The sequence below is a fragment of the Butyricicoccus sp. AF35-5AC genome, from assembly GCF_003477715.1.
Lineage (GTDB): Bacteria > Bacillota > Clostridia > Oscillospirales > Butyricicoccaceae > Agathobaculum > Agathobaculum butyriciproducens.
Genome location: NZ_QUDX01000002.1, coordinates 120,743 through 133,587 on the forward strand (window position 1 = coordinate 120,743; position 12,845 = coordinate 133,587).

A 12,845-nucleotide genomic window follows, 5' to 3' on the forward strand; every position below is an offset into this window, starting at 1 on the left:
GGGGACGGTATGGCACAGAGTTTGCAGTTTTTCCGCCGGATTATGCTGCTGCTGAATATCACCGTGTGCGTATTCCTCGCATGGGTGTTCGGCATGACGCCGGTGCTGGCGGCGCGGCAGTCGGACGGTGTGGCGTTCACGCAGAATTTAAGCGCGCTGCCGGCCAAGCCGTGGACGCTGACCGTAGCGATTCTCAGCATGGCGGCGCTCATTGTGGTTGGTGTACTGCGCAGACGCAGCTATCATTTCGTCGGCTGGACCGAGCCGTTATTCGCGCTGTGCGTGATTTTTGCGCTGCATCTGGACTACAACGGCCTGCTGCTGTATGTGGTTGTGGATTTGATCGACGGCCTGCACGGCAGAACGCGTCGCCGGTTTCTCGGCGTCATGACGGCGCTGTTCCTGCTGACCGGTTTGGGTGCCTTGCAGGGAGCGCTGCACACGGTTCCGTTTTCGGGATATCTGCTGTATTTTGACATGCACACGCGGCAGCTTTTGCAGAGCACGGTGGATTTGCTGGGTGCACTGCACCTTATCCTGTTCGTGGTGTACATGGTGGTGCTCATTGGGCAGCGGACCGAGGAAAACTCGGCGATACGCCGCCTGAACGGCGAACTGGAACAGGCGAACGATCGGCTTTCGGTTATGAACGAGCAGCTCAAGGCTTACGCCGCCGAGAGTGAACGCATGGCCGAAACGCGCGAGCGCAACCGCCTTGCCCGCGAGATTCACGACACGCTCGGCCACGCACTGACTGGCATTACCGCCGGTGCAGACGCATGTCTGCAAATGCTGGAAATCTCGCCCGAGATGGCGAAAAAGCAGATGGAACGCATTGCGGCTACCGCTCGTGAGGGCATGAATGAGGTGCGCCGTTCGGTGCGGGCACTGCGGCCGGATGCACTTGAACGCATGCAATTAACAGATGCGATAGCGAAGCTGTGCACCGAAATGCAGGCGACTTCGCAGGCGGAGATTATGCTCGATCTGCAGGCTGAGGATCTGCGGCTGTCGCCGGACGAGGAGGACGCGGTGTACCGCATCGTGCAGGAGAGCATCACGAATGCTATCCGGCACGGACACGCAACCGCGGTGCGTGTGCGCATTGCAGCGGAGGAGCGTCGGCTTGGCATAACGGTAACGGACAACGGCTGCGGCTGCACGAAAATTGAGCCAGGATTTGGTCTGCGGCACATGCGCGAGCGGCTTAAGCTGTTAAATGGCACGTTAAAGGTGAAGAGTGAAAACGGATTTGAGCTGCACGCGGAAATTCCGTTAAGATGGGGTGATGTATATGATTAAAGTGCTGCTGGCAGACGATCAGGAGCTGATTCGGGAGAGTTTAGGCTTTGTTTTGAACGCACAGAGCGATATTACCATTGTCGGCATGGCGAAGAACGGCCGCGAGGCCATCGAACTGGTGCGCAGCGAAAGGCCGGATGTTGTGCTGATGGACATCCGCATGCCCGAGGTGGACGGCGTGGAGTGCACGCGCCTTATCAAGTCGGCATACCCGAATATCAAGGTCATCGTGCTGACGACGTTCGACGATGACGAGTATGTGTTCAACGCTCTGCGGTTCGGCGCGTCCGGATATCTGCTCAAGGGTGTGTCTGTTGCGGATTTGACCAATGCGGTGCGCGAGGTCGTGCGCGGCGGCTCCATTATCGCGCCGGATGTGGCAAGCAAAGCCTTGCAGATGTTCGCGCGGATGGCCAAGGGCAACCTCACCATCGGTGTGGACGAAAAGCAGACCGAGGATTTGCAGGATAACGAATGGCGCATCATCCGTGAGGTCGGTGCCGGACTGTCTAACAAGGAAATCGCGGCCGCGCTCTGCCTGTCCGAAGGCACGGTGCGCAACTATCTGAGCAGCATTCTCAGCAAGCTGGATCTGCGCGACCGCACGCAGCTTGCCATCTGGGCGGTGCAGACCGGCGTAGCAGGCCGTCCGTTTGGAGGTCCGCAATGAAGGGGCTGGCGAAGCGTCTGACAGCGATCATCGTGCTGACAGCGGTGTGCCTGACGATGGTCGTTTACAGCCGCACACGTCCAGTCGAACTGCGACTCGGCTTTATGGCGGGCAGCTACTGGGATGCGCCAAACGGCAACTGCTACGCCGTCATCGACGCGGCGATCGAGCGGTTCGAGCGGGAGCACCCGAATGTGCACGTCACCTACACAAGCGGCATCCTCAAACGGGATTACTCGGAGTGGCTTATCGACCAGTACCTGCTCGGCAGTGAGCCGGATGTGTTCCTCGTGCTGCCGGAGGATTTCGGTGAGCTGTGCGAACTCGGTGCACTCGCGCCGCTGGACGGCTATCTTGCGCAGGACGAGGCGGTGTCCGACACGGATTTCTATCCGGCGGCGCTGCAGAGCGGCGCGGAGAATGGCGTGCAGTACGCGCTGCCGTATGAGTGCGTACCGACGCTGATGTGTGTCAACAAGACGCTGCTCGAAAGCGAAGGCATTGCTGTGCCGTCCGGTGACTGGACGTGGGAGGATTTTTACAACATCTGCGCCAAGGTCACGCACGACACGGATAGTGACGGCGAAATCGATCAGTTTGGCTGCTATGGATATACCTGGCAGGATGCGCTGATCGCGAACGGCACATCGCTGTTCACTGAGGGCGGCAGCAGCTGTCTGATCTCTCTGCCAAGAGCCGTGCAGGCGGTGGCGTTTGCACAGCGGCTGGACAAGCTCACCGCAGAGACCGCGCCTTCTGCGCGGGACTTTGACGAGGGCAGGGTGGCGTTCCGGCCGTTCCTGTTCTCGGATTACCGGACGTATCAGCCGTATCCGTGGCGCATCAAGCGGTACTCGGATTTCTTGTGGGACTGCATTCCCATGCCGCACGGTCCGGCAGGCGGCAACAGCTCGGAGCTGAGCACCGTGCTGGCCGGTATCAGCAGCCGCTCGGCACATACGACGCTCGCGTGGCAGTTTCTGCGCGAGCTGACCGCTAATGCGGACAATCAGTCCATGCTGTTTACGGATTCGCACAGTGTGTCCGCGTTGCGGAGCGTGACTGACTCGGAAAAAACCCGCCAAATTCTCCGGCAGGACACACCAGGCGAAAGCCGGTCCGGCGTGGAAATGCTGTCGGATGTCATGGAGCAGGCGGTGGCGGCGCCGCGGTTCCGCAATTACGATCAGGCGCTGCTGTTGACCGAAGGACTGGTACAGACCGCGATGGAGGATGAGCATAATTTGTCACTCCAGCTGCAAAGAGTACAGCACGAAGTGCAGGAATATTTACAGAAAAACTGACGATATCGAACGCGATACGCGCTCTGTTTGTGCAACACGCACAGACAGAGCGCATTTTATTTGCATATTTTGATAATCAGCATGACATTTGTCATAGAAAAACAGGACGATTATCACACGAGGGTCATGACAAAATACAGATTTCACGCTTCCTCAAATCCGGTATACTATGCTCAACAAACAGGAAAGAGGGAACGGAAAATGAGATATCTGATTTTGGTCAGTCACGGCACCTTTGCACCGGGTCTGCACAACGCGCTCGGCATGATGGCAGGCAGCGACCGCGAGGACATCCGCTCGACCAGCCTGCTCGACGGCATGGATGTGGACACCTTCCGTGTCAACTTCGCAGAGCTGGTTAAGGACATTACCACAGAGGACGAGATCATCCTCACGGCGGACATCATCGGCGGTTCGCAGCTGACAACTGCACTCGATGTGCTCACCGAAAAGGGTCTGCTGGGCAAAACGCTTGCCATCGGCGGCATGAACCTGCCGCTCGTGCTGACGGCCGCCTTCGCGGATGCGGAGACACCGCTCGATGAGCTGGAACAGGAACTGACCGGCGAGGCCAAGGACCAGATCAAGCGGTTTGATCTCGGCGGCGATGAAGACGACGATATTTAACCACAATAGAGTAGTATAAGGAGGAAAAAGTTATGTCAATCTCTTTTATTCGTGTTGACGACCGTATGATCCACGGCCAGACCTGCACGCGCTGGGCGCTCGAGTATCCCTGCGACGGCCTCATTGCCGTAAACGACAAGGCGGCTACCACGCCGGTGCTCAAGGCGGCGTACAAGAACGCAAGCGACAAGAAAACTTTCGTGTGGACGCTCGACGAGTGGCGCGCCAAGTGCGGCAAGGTGCTCGCCAGCAAGGATCGCTACTTCCTCATCACCAAGGACCCGATCACGATGAAGAGCATCCTCGTGGACGACGGCTTTGATCCCGGTGAGGTAAAGACGGTTATCATCGGACCGTGCAACGACCGCCCGGGCGCGACTAAGCTGGGCAACAATCAGGCGATCACCCAGCCGGAGGCGGACGCACTCGAGGCCATTATGCAGAAGGGCTACGAAGTAGAGTTCGCGCTCATCAAGGAGGCCGCCATCGGCAACTGGAAGAAGTTCCGCGGTCAGTTCGGCTACTAAATTCTATTTCACAAAATAAAAAAGAAAAGAGGGAGAACTTATGCAAGTTCAAGTTTGGCAGGCTGCATTGTTCGGATTGCTCGCATGTCTGGCATCCATGCCCGGTCTGGGCGGTACGGTGTTCGGTAACTACACACTGGGCCGTCCGTTGGTAGCGGGTCTGATCGTCGGCCTCATCATGGGCAATGTACAGACGGGCATTTATCTCGGCGCGGCCATTCAGGTCGTATACATCGCACTGGTAACGCCGGGCGGCACGGTTTCCGCTGACGTTCGCGCGATCTCTTACATCGGCATTCCGCTTTCCATGGTTGCCGTGCATTCCATGGGTCTCAATCCCGCATCCGCTGAGGGACAGGCAATGGCGGTAACGCTCGGTTCGGCTGTCGGCACCATCGGCACCGTGCTGTTCTACGGAACAGCTACCGTAAACCTCGTTTGGCAGCATATGGGCTGGCGCGCTCTGGAAAAGGGCGATCTGCGCAAGCTGTATGTGGTCGATATGGGTCTCCCGTGGATTTCCCACATCCTGTGCTCGTTTATTCCGACGTTTATCATCACCAAGGTCGGCACCAGTATGGTAGATCTGATGAAGGCCTACCTGCCAATGGACGGCGTTGCAATGAAAACACTGTTCACCGTCGGCTCGCTGCTTCCGGCAGTCGGTATCGCCATCCTGCTCAAGCAGGTTGCGACCAAGCCGGTTGATATTCTGGTATTCGTATTCGGCTTCACGCTGGCCGCGTGCATGGGCCTTAACCTGATCGCGGCATCTATCGTCGGCGGTTTCTTTGCGGTCATCAACTACCGCATTAAGATCCTTGCTTTGCAGAAAGCCGCTCCCGCAGCTGCATCTGCTGCCGCAGCGGAATTTGACGACGATGAGGAGGAGATTTGATCATGGCAGAAAAGAAACTTTCCAAGAAAGCGCTGAACAAATCGTTCCGCAACTGGTTTTACGGCCATCTGACCTGCTTTTCGCAGGAGCATATGCAGACGTTCGGCTACCTGTGCGCCATGCTGCCGCTGGTAGAGGAGCTGTACGACACCAAGGAGGAGCAGACCGAAGCCCTCAAGACTTATTCCGCATTCTTCAACACCGAGCCGCAGCTGGGCACCGTCATCGTCGGCATGACCGCCGGTCTGGAAGAAGCCAAGGCCAACGGCGAGGACATCGACGGCGAGATGATCAACGGCATTCGCGCCGGTCTGATGGGACCGGTGGCCGGTATCGGTGACAGCCTGCTGGTCGGCACGCTGATTCCGATTCTGCTGGGCGTTGCGCTCGGCTTATCCTCTGGCGGCTCGCCGCTCGGCGCGATCTTCTACATCATCGCGTACAATGTCATTCTGACGCTCGGCATGCGCCTGCTGTATTTCAAGGGCTATGAGCTCGGCGGCAAGGCCGTTGAGATGATCGTCGGTGAAAAGGCGAACGCCATCCGCGAGAGCATCATCATGCTCGGCACGGTCGTTATCGGCGCGGTTGCTGCAAGCTGGATCTCGATCACGACGCCGCTCGTCCTGCCCGGTGATATATCGCTCCAGAAGGATGTGCTGGATACCATATTCCCCAAGATGCTGCCGCTGGCTACCGTTATGCTCTGTTATTGGCTGATGAGTAAGAAGAAAATGGCACCGACGACCGTTATGCTCGTGCTGGTCGGCATTGCGCTGGTCGGCGTGCTGGTTGGATTCTTTGATCCGCAGCTTGCATACTAAAATCGTTTCACTCAGACTATATCACACTTTCACCCCTCTGGCCGCTGAACGAAATCGTTCAGCGGCCGCCGTACAGGAAAGGAGTTTTCTCAATGAACAAGACCGCATTACTGCACGAGGCCAAACAGCAGCAGCAGGCCCTTCGGCAGCTTTCCCTCTGGAAGCGAATCGCTATACTGCTCTCCTCCTGCGCGGCGGTGCTGGCATGGTGGGGCATCGCGGGCAGCGGATTGCGCTTTGCGGGCGGCGTATGCGGCGTAATTATCGCGCTGGTGTGCGCGGTCTGCGCGGCTGTGATCGGACTGGGCATCCGCAACGGAAACCGCAATGTCGCCAACATTTTGTCGGCGGCAGAGCAGGCATAAAGGAAGAAATGCAATGAATCAACAACAATATCGGTTGCTGTGCATGGATATTGACGGCACGCTTCTGAATTCGGCGCACAAGCTGCCGCTCGCCAACCGCGAGGCTGTGCAGTTTGCGGCGAAGAACGGCGTGACCATCTGCCTGATGAGCGCACGACCGCCGCGGGCGGTGTTCCCGATTCGGGATGCGCTCGGCGTGGATGGACCGCTGGTGTGCTGCGGCGGAGGACTTATTCTCTCGGGCGAAAACCGGCTGGCGGACAGCCGCCTGACCCGCGCATGTGCGCAGGCTGTCCTGCAGGAAACACAGGCGAGAGGTATCCACTTGAGCGTTTACCGCGATCTCGACTGGCTCATTTCCGCCAAGGACGAGTGGAGCCGCGCCGAGGCGCAGATAACCGGCGTACAGCCGACCGTCGCGCCGCTGGAGACGCTGTTTGCAGACTGGGGCGACGCAGGCGCGCACAAACTGCTCTGCATGGGCGAGAAATCGCAGATTGACGAAATGCTTCCGGTACTGGAGGCAAAGCACCTGCCGATGACGCTTGTGCGCTCCAAGGACGAATATCTGGAGGTCATACCGGCAGGCGCGGGCAAGGACACGGCCATGCATGTGCTGTGCGATTCGCTGCACATCTCGCCCAATGAGGTGATGGCGCTCGGTGATCACGACATTGACGCGCCGCTGCTCCGCGCCGCCGGACTGGGCATTGCAGTGGGCAACGCTTCTCCGATTGCACGGGCAGCCGCCGACGAAGTGACCGCTTCGTGCGACGAGGACGGCGTGGCGTGCGCCATTTATCGCCATATCGGGGGAGGTACAGGCATGAAATACCGTTTGCTCGCGCTCGATCTGGACGGCACACTGCTGAACTCCCGCAAGGAGGTAACGCCCGAGGTCAAACAGGCGCTCCGGTGGGTCAAGGAACGCGGCGTACACGTTGTGCTCTCGACCGGACGCATTGTCGGCGAAGCGGCGGAGTTCGCCCGTGAGCTGCCCTGCGAGGATTTGATGGTCACGGCGGGCGGCACGGCGATTGCCACTGCATCGGATGAGCGCATTCTGCAAAGCTGGGACATGCCGTGCGAAATCGGCGCAAAGGTGGTCGAGGCGGTGCAGAGCCGGCCGGTGCGCGTGATGATCTATGTTGGCAGCAAAATCTATATCAATGAATATTCTAACCGCGATTTTGTCGCAAATTACCGCGTAGAGGGCTTTCATGCGAATAAAATTGTCGTGGAGGACATCGCCGGTGAGATTCGGAAAAACCATCTGAACGTCACCAAGGTGTACGCACTCGGCGAACGCGAGGTGCTCGAGCAGGCGCTTGCGGAGATTCGGCCGCTGCCGGGTCTAACGATTACAAGCTCAGGCTCGGACAACTTTGAGATTCTGCCGGCCGGTGCGGATAAGGGACGCGCACTCACTCGCTTAGGCGAGATGTTCGGCGTGACGCCCGCTGAAATGGTCGCCATCGGTGACAGCGACAATGACGCGGAAATGCTCCGCGCAGTCGGGATGCCGGTGGCGATGGGCAACGCGGATGCAGCGCTCAAGGATCTGGCAAAATACATCACTGCAGACTGCGACCACGATGGCGTGGCACAGGCGGTCTATCACCTATTCAAATAACACAAGAGGAGGAAGAGACATGCCGTTTATGACCATTCCGGAAGCTGCGGTTTTATGGCACATTTCCGCCGCCGAGCTGCGGCAGCTTTGCGAAAACCGTGAGATTCTCGGCGCGGTACGCGTGCATCAGCGCTGGTTTATCCCGGAGGGCGCGGCCTGTCCTTCCGAAATCCTTCCCGTATCCTGAACCTTGTCGGAGGTCTTTTCATGGCACAAACCGATCTGCAAATCCACAGCAGCCTGACTGCAGGTGGTGAGCTTTCGCCGCGTGCACTGGCCGAACGCTGCTGTGAGGAACGGCTGACGCTGGCGGCTTTGACCGACCGGCGGGCGGTCAGCGGTGTGCCGGAATGCATCTGGCGTGGCGCACAGCTCGGTGTGCGCATTGTGCCCGGCATTGAACTCGACTGCCGTTGGCGGGAACAGGATTTTCTCACGCTCGGCATCGGCATTGACATCACCTGTCCGGCGCTGCTCGAGATTGAGCGGACGCGGAACGATTCGGTGCAGTCGTTTGCAGCCGAGCAGGCGATTCACACGATTCACGAAGCAGGCGGACTGGCCGTGCTCGTGCCGCCGAATGAGATGGACGACACCTTTCCGGTGGCGGCATTCGACGGCATTGCAGCATACGGCAGTCACAGCCGAGCAGATACCGCGCGGTATCACACACTGACACGCAGACACGGTTTGATCGTCACCGGCGGCAGCGGATTTCTCAGCGAGGACAAGCCGCCGTATCGACCGGGTGCAGTGGACTTTTATGGACACGAACCGCAGGTTGCAGCGGCATTTCTCGCCGCAATCCACCATTTGAATGAAGAAAAAAGGAGTTTTCATCATGACAGCATTTGAGTACACCATTACGGATTCCATTGGCATTCATGCACGTCCGGCAGGCATGCTGGCGAAGGAGGCCGCGAAGTTCAAGAGCAAGGTTTTCCTGCATTTCGGCGATAAAAAAGCGGATGCACGCCGCCTGATCGCCATCATGGGCATGGGCATCAAGCACGGCAACACCGTTCGCGTGGAAGTGGAAGGCGAGGACGAAGCGGAAGCGGCAGCGCAGATCGAGGCATTTTTCAAGGCGAACCTGTAAGGAGTGAGCGAGATGGAGCAGATTTTCGGCAAAGGCGTATCCAAAGGCGTAGCGGCAGGCCCGATCAGCTTTTACCGCAGAGCAAGCGGCGTCATTCCGCGCCATGAGGTGAGCGATACTGCGGCAGAGCTGGAGCGATTCCGCGCAGCGCGGGAGACGGCGAAGGAGCAGCTCGCAAAGCTGTACGACAAAGCGCTCGCTGAGGCCGGTGAGGACGCGGCAATGCTGTTCGAGGCGCACCAGATGATGCTGGACGATCTGGATTTCGTGGAGAGCATCGAGGGTATGATTGAGAATGACCGTGTAAACGCCGAGGCCGCCGTCAGCGACACCGGTGCACAGTTCGCGGAAATGTTTGCTGCGATGGACGACAGCTACATGCAGGCGCGTGCAGCGGATATCCGCGATATTTCCACGCGGGTGATCGGCATTCTGACCGGCGAAGGCGAAAGCGGCATCGTGTCCGATGTGCCGTGTATCGTGGCGGCAGATGATCTTGCGCCGAGCGAGACCGTGCAGCTGGACAAGTCGCTCATCCTCGGCTTTATCACCTCGGCGGGCTCGGCCAACTCGCACACGGCGATTCTGGCCCGCACGATGGGCATTCCGGCCATTATCAGTGCAGGAGATGCGCTGCAGCCGGAAATGGAGGGCAAGTACGCCATCATTGACGGCCAGACCGGTGAGGCGGTTATCGAGCCGGATGATGCCGAGCGCGAGCGTCTGCTCAAAAAGCAGGCCAAGGAGAAGGTGCTGAAAGAACTGCTCGATCAACTCAAGGGCAAGCCGAATGTGACCAAGGACGGCCGGAATGTGATGGTCTACTGAAATATCGGCTCTCCGGCAGATATTGATGCGGTTCTGCAGAATGACGGCGGCGGCATCGGCCTGTTCCGCTCGGAATTTCTGTACCTGCAGGGCAGCGACTATCCGACCGAGGACGAGCAGTTCAAGGCTTATAAGACGGTCGCGGAGCGTATGGGCGGCAAACGTGTTATCATCCGCACGCTGGACATCGGCGCGGACAAGCAGGCGGACTATTTCCACCTCGATAAAGAAGAAAACCCTGCAATGGGCCTGCGTGCCATCCGCATCTGCCTGACGCGTCCCGAGGTGTTCCGCACACAGCTGCGGGCGCTGTACCGCGCATCGGCTTACGGCAAAATCGCGATTATGTTCCCGATGATTACCTCGGTCTGGGAGGTGCAGGAGATCAAGCGTATCTGCCGCAATATCCGTGCGGAACTCGCGGAAGAAGGTGTACCGATGGCGGACAAGGTCGAGCTCGGCATTATGATCGAGACACCGGCCGCCGTCATGATGAGTGCAGAGCTGGCGCGTGAGGTGGACTTTTTCTCGGTCGGCACGAACGATCTGACGCAGTACACGCTGGCGGTTGACCGGCAGGGTGTGGGTCTCGACCGGTTTTTTGACGCGCACCATCCGGCGGTACTGCGTATGCTCCGCATGGCAGCCGAGAACGCGCACAAGGCCGGAATCTGGATCGGCATTTGCGGCGAACTCGGCGCGGACGCGGAGTTGACCGAAACCTTCCTGTCGATGGGTATCGACGAGCTTTCGGTTTCGCCGTCGGCGGTGCTGCCGCTGCGGTCGGCGATTCGCTCGATTGATACGACAACACTGGCTCCGCTGGAATTGTAAAAAAGGATAAAAGCAGTGATATGCTTCCAAATTGGAAAGGTATCACTGCTTTTTATTCCAAATGCCAGCGCACGAGATACGTCACCGTGTACTCACCCTGATAACCGGATCGCGCCCGCTGAAAGCGCATTTGCAGCTGCGCGTTAGAGGTTTGCGTCTCAGATACGATCGGCTCTGCACCGGTGGTGAGGAAAATATCGAGCGAGATACGGGTTTTGCTCTCGTCCGAGTCCACGACGATATGGTCAACGAGCGCCTTGGACATCTCACGCGAGAACCCGCAGCTCATCTGCCACCGTTCCTCGATGGTGCGGCGCAGGTTTTCCACCCGCCGGATACGTTCTTCCAGTGTCTTGTCTGCGTTCTGTAGTTCTGTTCGCTGCTGCTCGAGGGCGGCAAGCTGCTCGTTGCAGGCCTCGTTGCGCTGTTTGAATTCGTCGTTGGAGAGCGCACCCGCAAGCACCAGATCGAGCAGCTTGTCCTTGCGTTTGGTGACGGTTTCGATTTCCCGCTCGACTTGAGCAAGCGCAGGTGCGTTGTCCTGCCGGGCGGCAAAGGCGCGGAGATTGTCGATGTACTCCTGCACGGCGGCTGAGCGCTCGTCCGTCACCTGCTCGAACACGCGCTCCAAAATGCGGTCCAGCTCGTGGCTGTAAACCGTCGGGGAATTGCAGCCGCCGGTTTTGCCCTTTTCACGGTACAGCCTGCAGTTCCAGCACTCCATTTCGCCGCGGCTTTTGCTTTTATACACATGCCTGTGGAAAGTTGTGCCGTGCCTGGCACAGATCAGCTTGCCGCTGTAGGCGTAGCGATTCTGAGATGCCTGCGCGTGCGCCTTCATGGTCTTGCCGCGTGAGGCAAGCAGACGGTTAGCCTGCTCCCACAGTGCTTCGGGCACGATGGCAGGCACACGGTCGTCCTTATGCACGAGCCATTTGTCTGCACTCAGGCGGTAGCTGCGTTTGTCGCGGTAGTCGCGCGAGGCGTACCGCCGACCGGCATAGCAGCCCTTGTATTTCGGGTTGCGGATCATGCCGTACAGCGTGGAGTAGGTAAGCGGCTTGCCCTGCCGTCCGCGTATACCGCGGCTGTCCAGGTTGTTGGCAATGGCGCGAAGACCGAGGTCCCCGGCGGCATAGCGCTCGAACACCTCACGGACGACGGCGGCTTCCGGCTCGACAATCTCCAATCGCCCGTCAACCTTGTTGTACCCGAACAGATTGTTCTGTCCAAGCAGCACGCTGTTCTCCTGCGCACGCTTAAAGCCGAAGCGCGTGCGCTCGGACAGCTTGCGCACCTCGTCCTGCGCGATGGAGGACATGATGGTGAGCCGCAGTTCGGCATCCTTGTCAAAGGTGTTGATGTTGTCGTTCTGAAAGTACACGCCCACGCCGCAGCGCAGCAGCTCACGCGTGTAGCGCAGACTGTCGAGTGTATTTCTGGCGAAACGGCTGATTTCCTTGGTGACGATGAGGTCAAAGCGGCCGCGCTTGGCATCCTCCACCATTTTGAGGAACTGCTCGCGTCCCTCGACAGACGTGCCGCTGATACCCTCATCCACATAGCCTCCGGCGAATGTCCAGTGCGGATTTGCGGCGATATAGTCCTCAAAATAGCGTTTCTGGTTGCCGAGACTGTTGATCTGCTCGTCTTTGTCGGTCGAAACGCGGGCGTAGTACGCCACAGCAAGCTCGGTATCGAAAATACTGCGGCCCTGTGCCTGCATTTCGTCCAGTCTGCGGACGTCCATTGGGCGGCCTCCTTACGGCGTGCTGTGCAGCCGGGTCAGCTTGTCCGTCTGCACATGGCGGACAAAATCGTGCTCGTCGCGGGTGATGCAGCCGCTCCTCAGCATTTCGTCGTTGAGTGCGAGAATCTGGTAGATCTGCGCACACAGGAAATTGTTGGTCATGGAAATTCCTCCTTCTGGTAGT

General features: G+C 58.6%; 14 protein-coding genes and 1 pseudogene. 13 read left to right on the forward strand and 2 right to left on the reverse strand.

The window, feature by feature from the left end; translation table 11 throughout:
* The first annotated feature begins 9 nt into the window (after positions 1-9).
* From DWZ82_RS15535 to ptsP, 13 genes and pseudogenes are all read left to right on the forward strand, one after another.
* Positions 10-1,302 (forward strand): sensor histidine kinase, encoded by a 1,293-nt coding sequence (locus DWZ82_RS15535; protein ID WP_243022880.1) that lies wholly within the window; start codon positions 10-12, stop codon positions 1,300-1,302.
* The gene (locus DWZ82_RS04040) at positions 1,295-1,972 is read left to right on the forward strand and encodes a response regulator transcription factor (protein WP_118478944.1); all 678 of its coding nucleotides are present in this window, start codon (positions 1,295-1,297) and stop codon (positions 1,970-1,972) included. The genes DWZ82_RS15535 and DWZ82_RS04040 overlap by 8 nt, the downstream gene beginning before the upstream one ends.
* A complete protein-coding gene (locus tag DWZ82_RS04045; RefSeq protein ID WP_118478946.1) occupies positions 1,969-3,276 on the forward strand; it encodes an extracellular solute-binding protein in 1,308 nt (435 codons plus the stop codon). Before DWZ82_RS04040 ends, DWZ82_RS04045 begins: the two co-directional genes overlap by 4 nt.
* A 201-nt stretch (positions 3,277-3,477) precedes the next feature.
* Positions 3,478-3,903, forward strand: coding sequence for a PTS sugar transporter subunit IIA (locus DWZ82_RS04050; protein WP_118478948.1), 426 nt, complete (start codon positions 3,478-3,480; stop codon positions 3,901-3,903).
* 32 nt (positions 3,904-3,935) lie between these two features.
* Positions 3,936-4,430: a PTS system mannose/fructose/N-acetylgalactosamine-transporter subunit IIB gene (locus tag DWZ82_RS04055; RefSeq protein ID WP_117489526.1), complete on the forward strand. Its 495-nt coding sequence runs from the start codon at positions 3,936-3,938 to the stop codon at positions 4,428-4,430.
* Positions 4,431-4,470: 40 nt separating this feature from the next.
* Positions 4,471-5,328 carry a PTS mannose/fructose/sorbose/N-acetylgalactosamine transporter subunit IIC gene (locus DWZ82_RS04060; RefSeq protein WP_118478950.1) on the forward strand — a complete coding sequence of 286 codons (858 nt, stop codon included), beginning with the start codon at positions 4,471-4,473 and terminating at the stop codon, positions 5,326-5,328.
* Positions 5,329-5,330: 2 nt separating this feature from the next.
* Positions 5,331-6,152 (forward strand): PTS system mannose/fructose/sorbose family transporter subunit IID, encoded by an 822-nt coding sequence (locus DWZ82_RS04065; RefSeq protein WP_117489529.1) that lies wholly within the window; start codon positions 5,331-5,333, stop codon positions 6,150-6,152.
* A gap of 92 nt (positions 6,153-6,244) precedes the next feature.
* Positions 6,245-6,517, forward strand: coding sequence for a hypothetical protein (locus tag DWZ82_RS04070; RefSeq protein ID WP_118478952.1), 273 nt, complete (start codon positions 6,245-6,247; stop codon positions 6,515-6,517).
* A 13-nt stretch (positions 6,518-6,530) separates the two neighbouring features.
* Positions 6,531-8,150 carry a Cof-type HAD-IIB family hydrolase gene (locus tag DWZ82_RS04075; protein WP_158575074.1) on the forward strand — a complete coding sequence of 540 codons (1,620 nt, stop codon included), beginning with the start codon at positions 6,531-6,533 and terminating at the stop codon, positions 8,148-8,150.
* Between the two features lie 19 nt (positions 8,151-8,169).
* Positions 8,170-8,337: a helix-turn-helix domain-containing protein gene (locus tag DWZ82_RS04080; RefSeq protein ID WP_118478956.1), complete on the forward strand. Its 168-nt coding sequence runs from the start codon at positions 8,170-8,172 to the stop codon at positions 8,335-8,337.
* 20 nt (positions 8,338-8,357) lie between these two features.
* Positions 8,358-9,005, forward strand: coding sequence for a PHP domain-containing protein (locus DWZ82_RS04085; RefSeq protein WP_118478958.1), 648 nt, complete (start codon positions 8,358-8,360; stop codon positions 9,003-9,005).
* Complete coding sequence (locus DWZ82_RS04090; RefSeq protein ID WP_117489539.1) at positions 8,992-9,249, forward strand: HPr family phosphocarrier protein; 258 nt, start codon at positions 8,992-8,994, stop codon at positions 9,247-9,249. Before DWZ82_RS04085 ends, DWZ82_RS04090 begins: the two co-directional genes overlap by 14 nt.
* 12 nt (positions 9,250-9,261) lie before the next feature.
* A pseudogene (gene ptsP / locus DWZ82_RS04095) lies at positions 9,262-10,911 on the forward strand (phosphoenolpyruvate--protein phosphotransferase).
* Between the two features lie 52 nt (positions 10,912-10,963).
* On the opposite strand, the gene DWZ82_RS04100 reads toward ptsP, so the two are convergent.
* Both DWZ82_RS04100 and DWZ82_RS15085 read right to left on the reverse strand, forming a co-directional pair.
* Positions 10,964-12,661, reverse strand: coding sequence for a recombinase family protein (locus DWZ82_RS04100; protein ID WP_118478960.1), 1,698 nt, complete (start codon positions 12,659-12,661; stop codon positions 10,964-10,966).
* A 12-nt stretch (positions 12,662-12,673) separates the two neighbouring features.
* Positions 12,674-12,823 (reverse strand): hypothetical protein, encoded by a 150-nt coding sequence (locus DWZ82_RS15085; RefSeq protein WP_158575075.1) that lies wholly within the window; start codon positions 12,821-12,823, stop codon positions 12,674-12,676.
* Between the last annotated feature and the right edge of the window lie 22 nt (positions 12,824-12,845).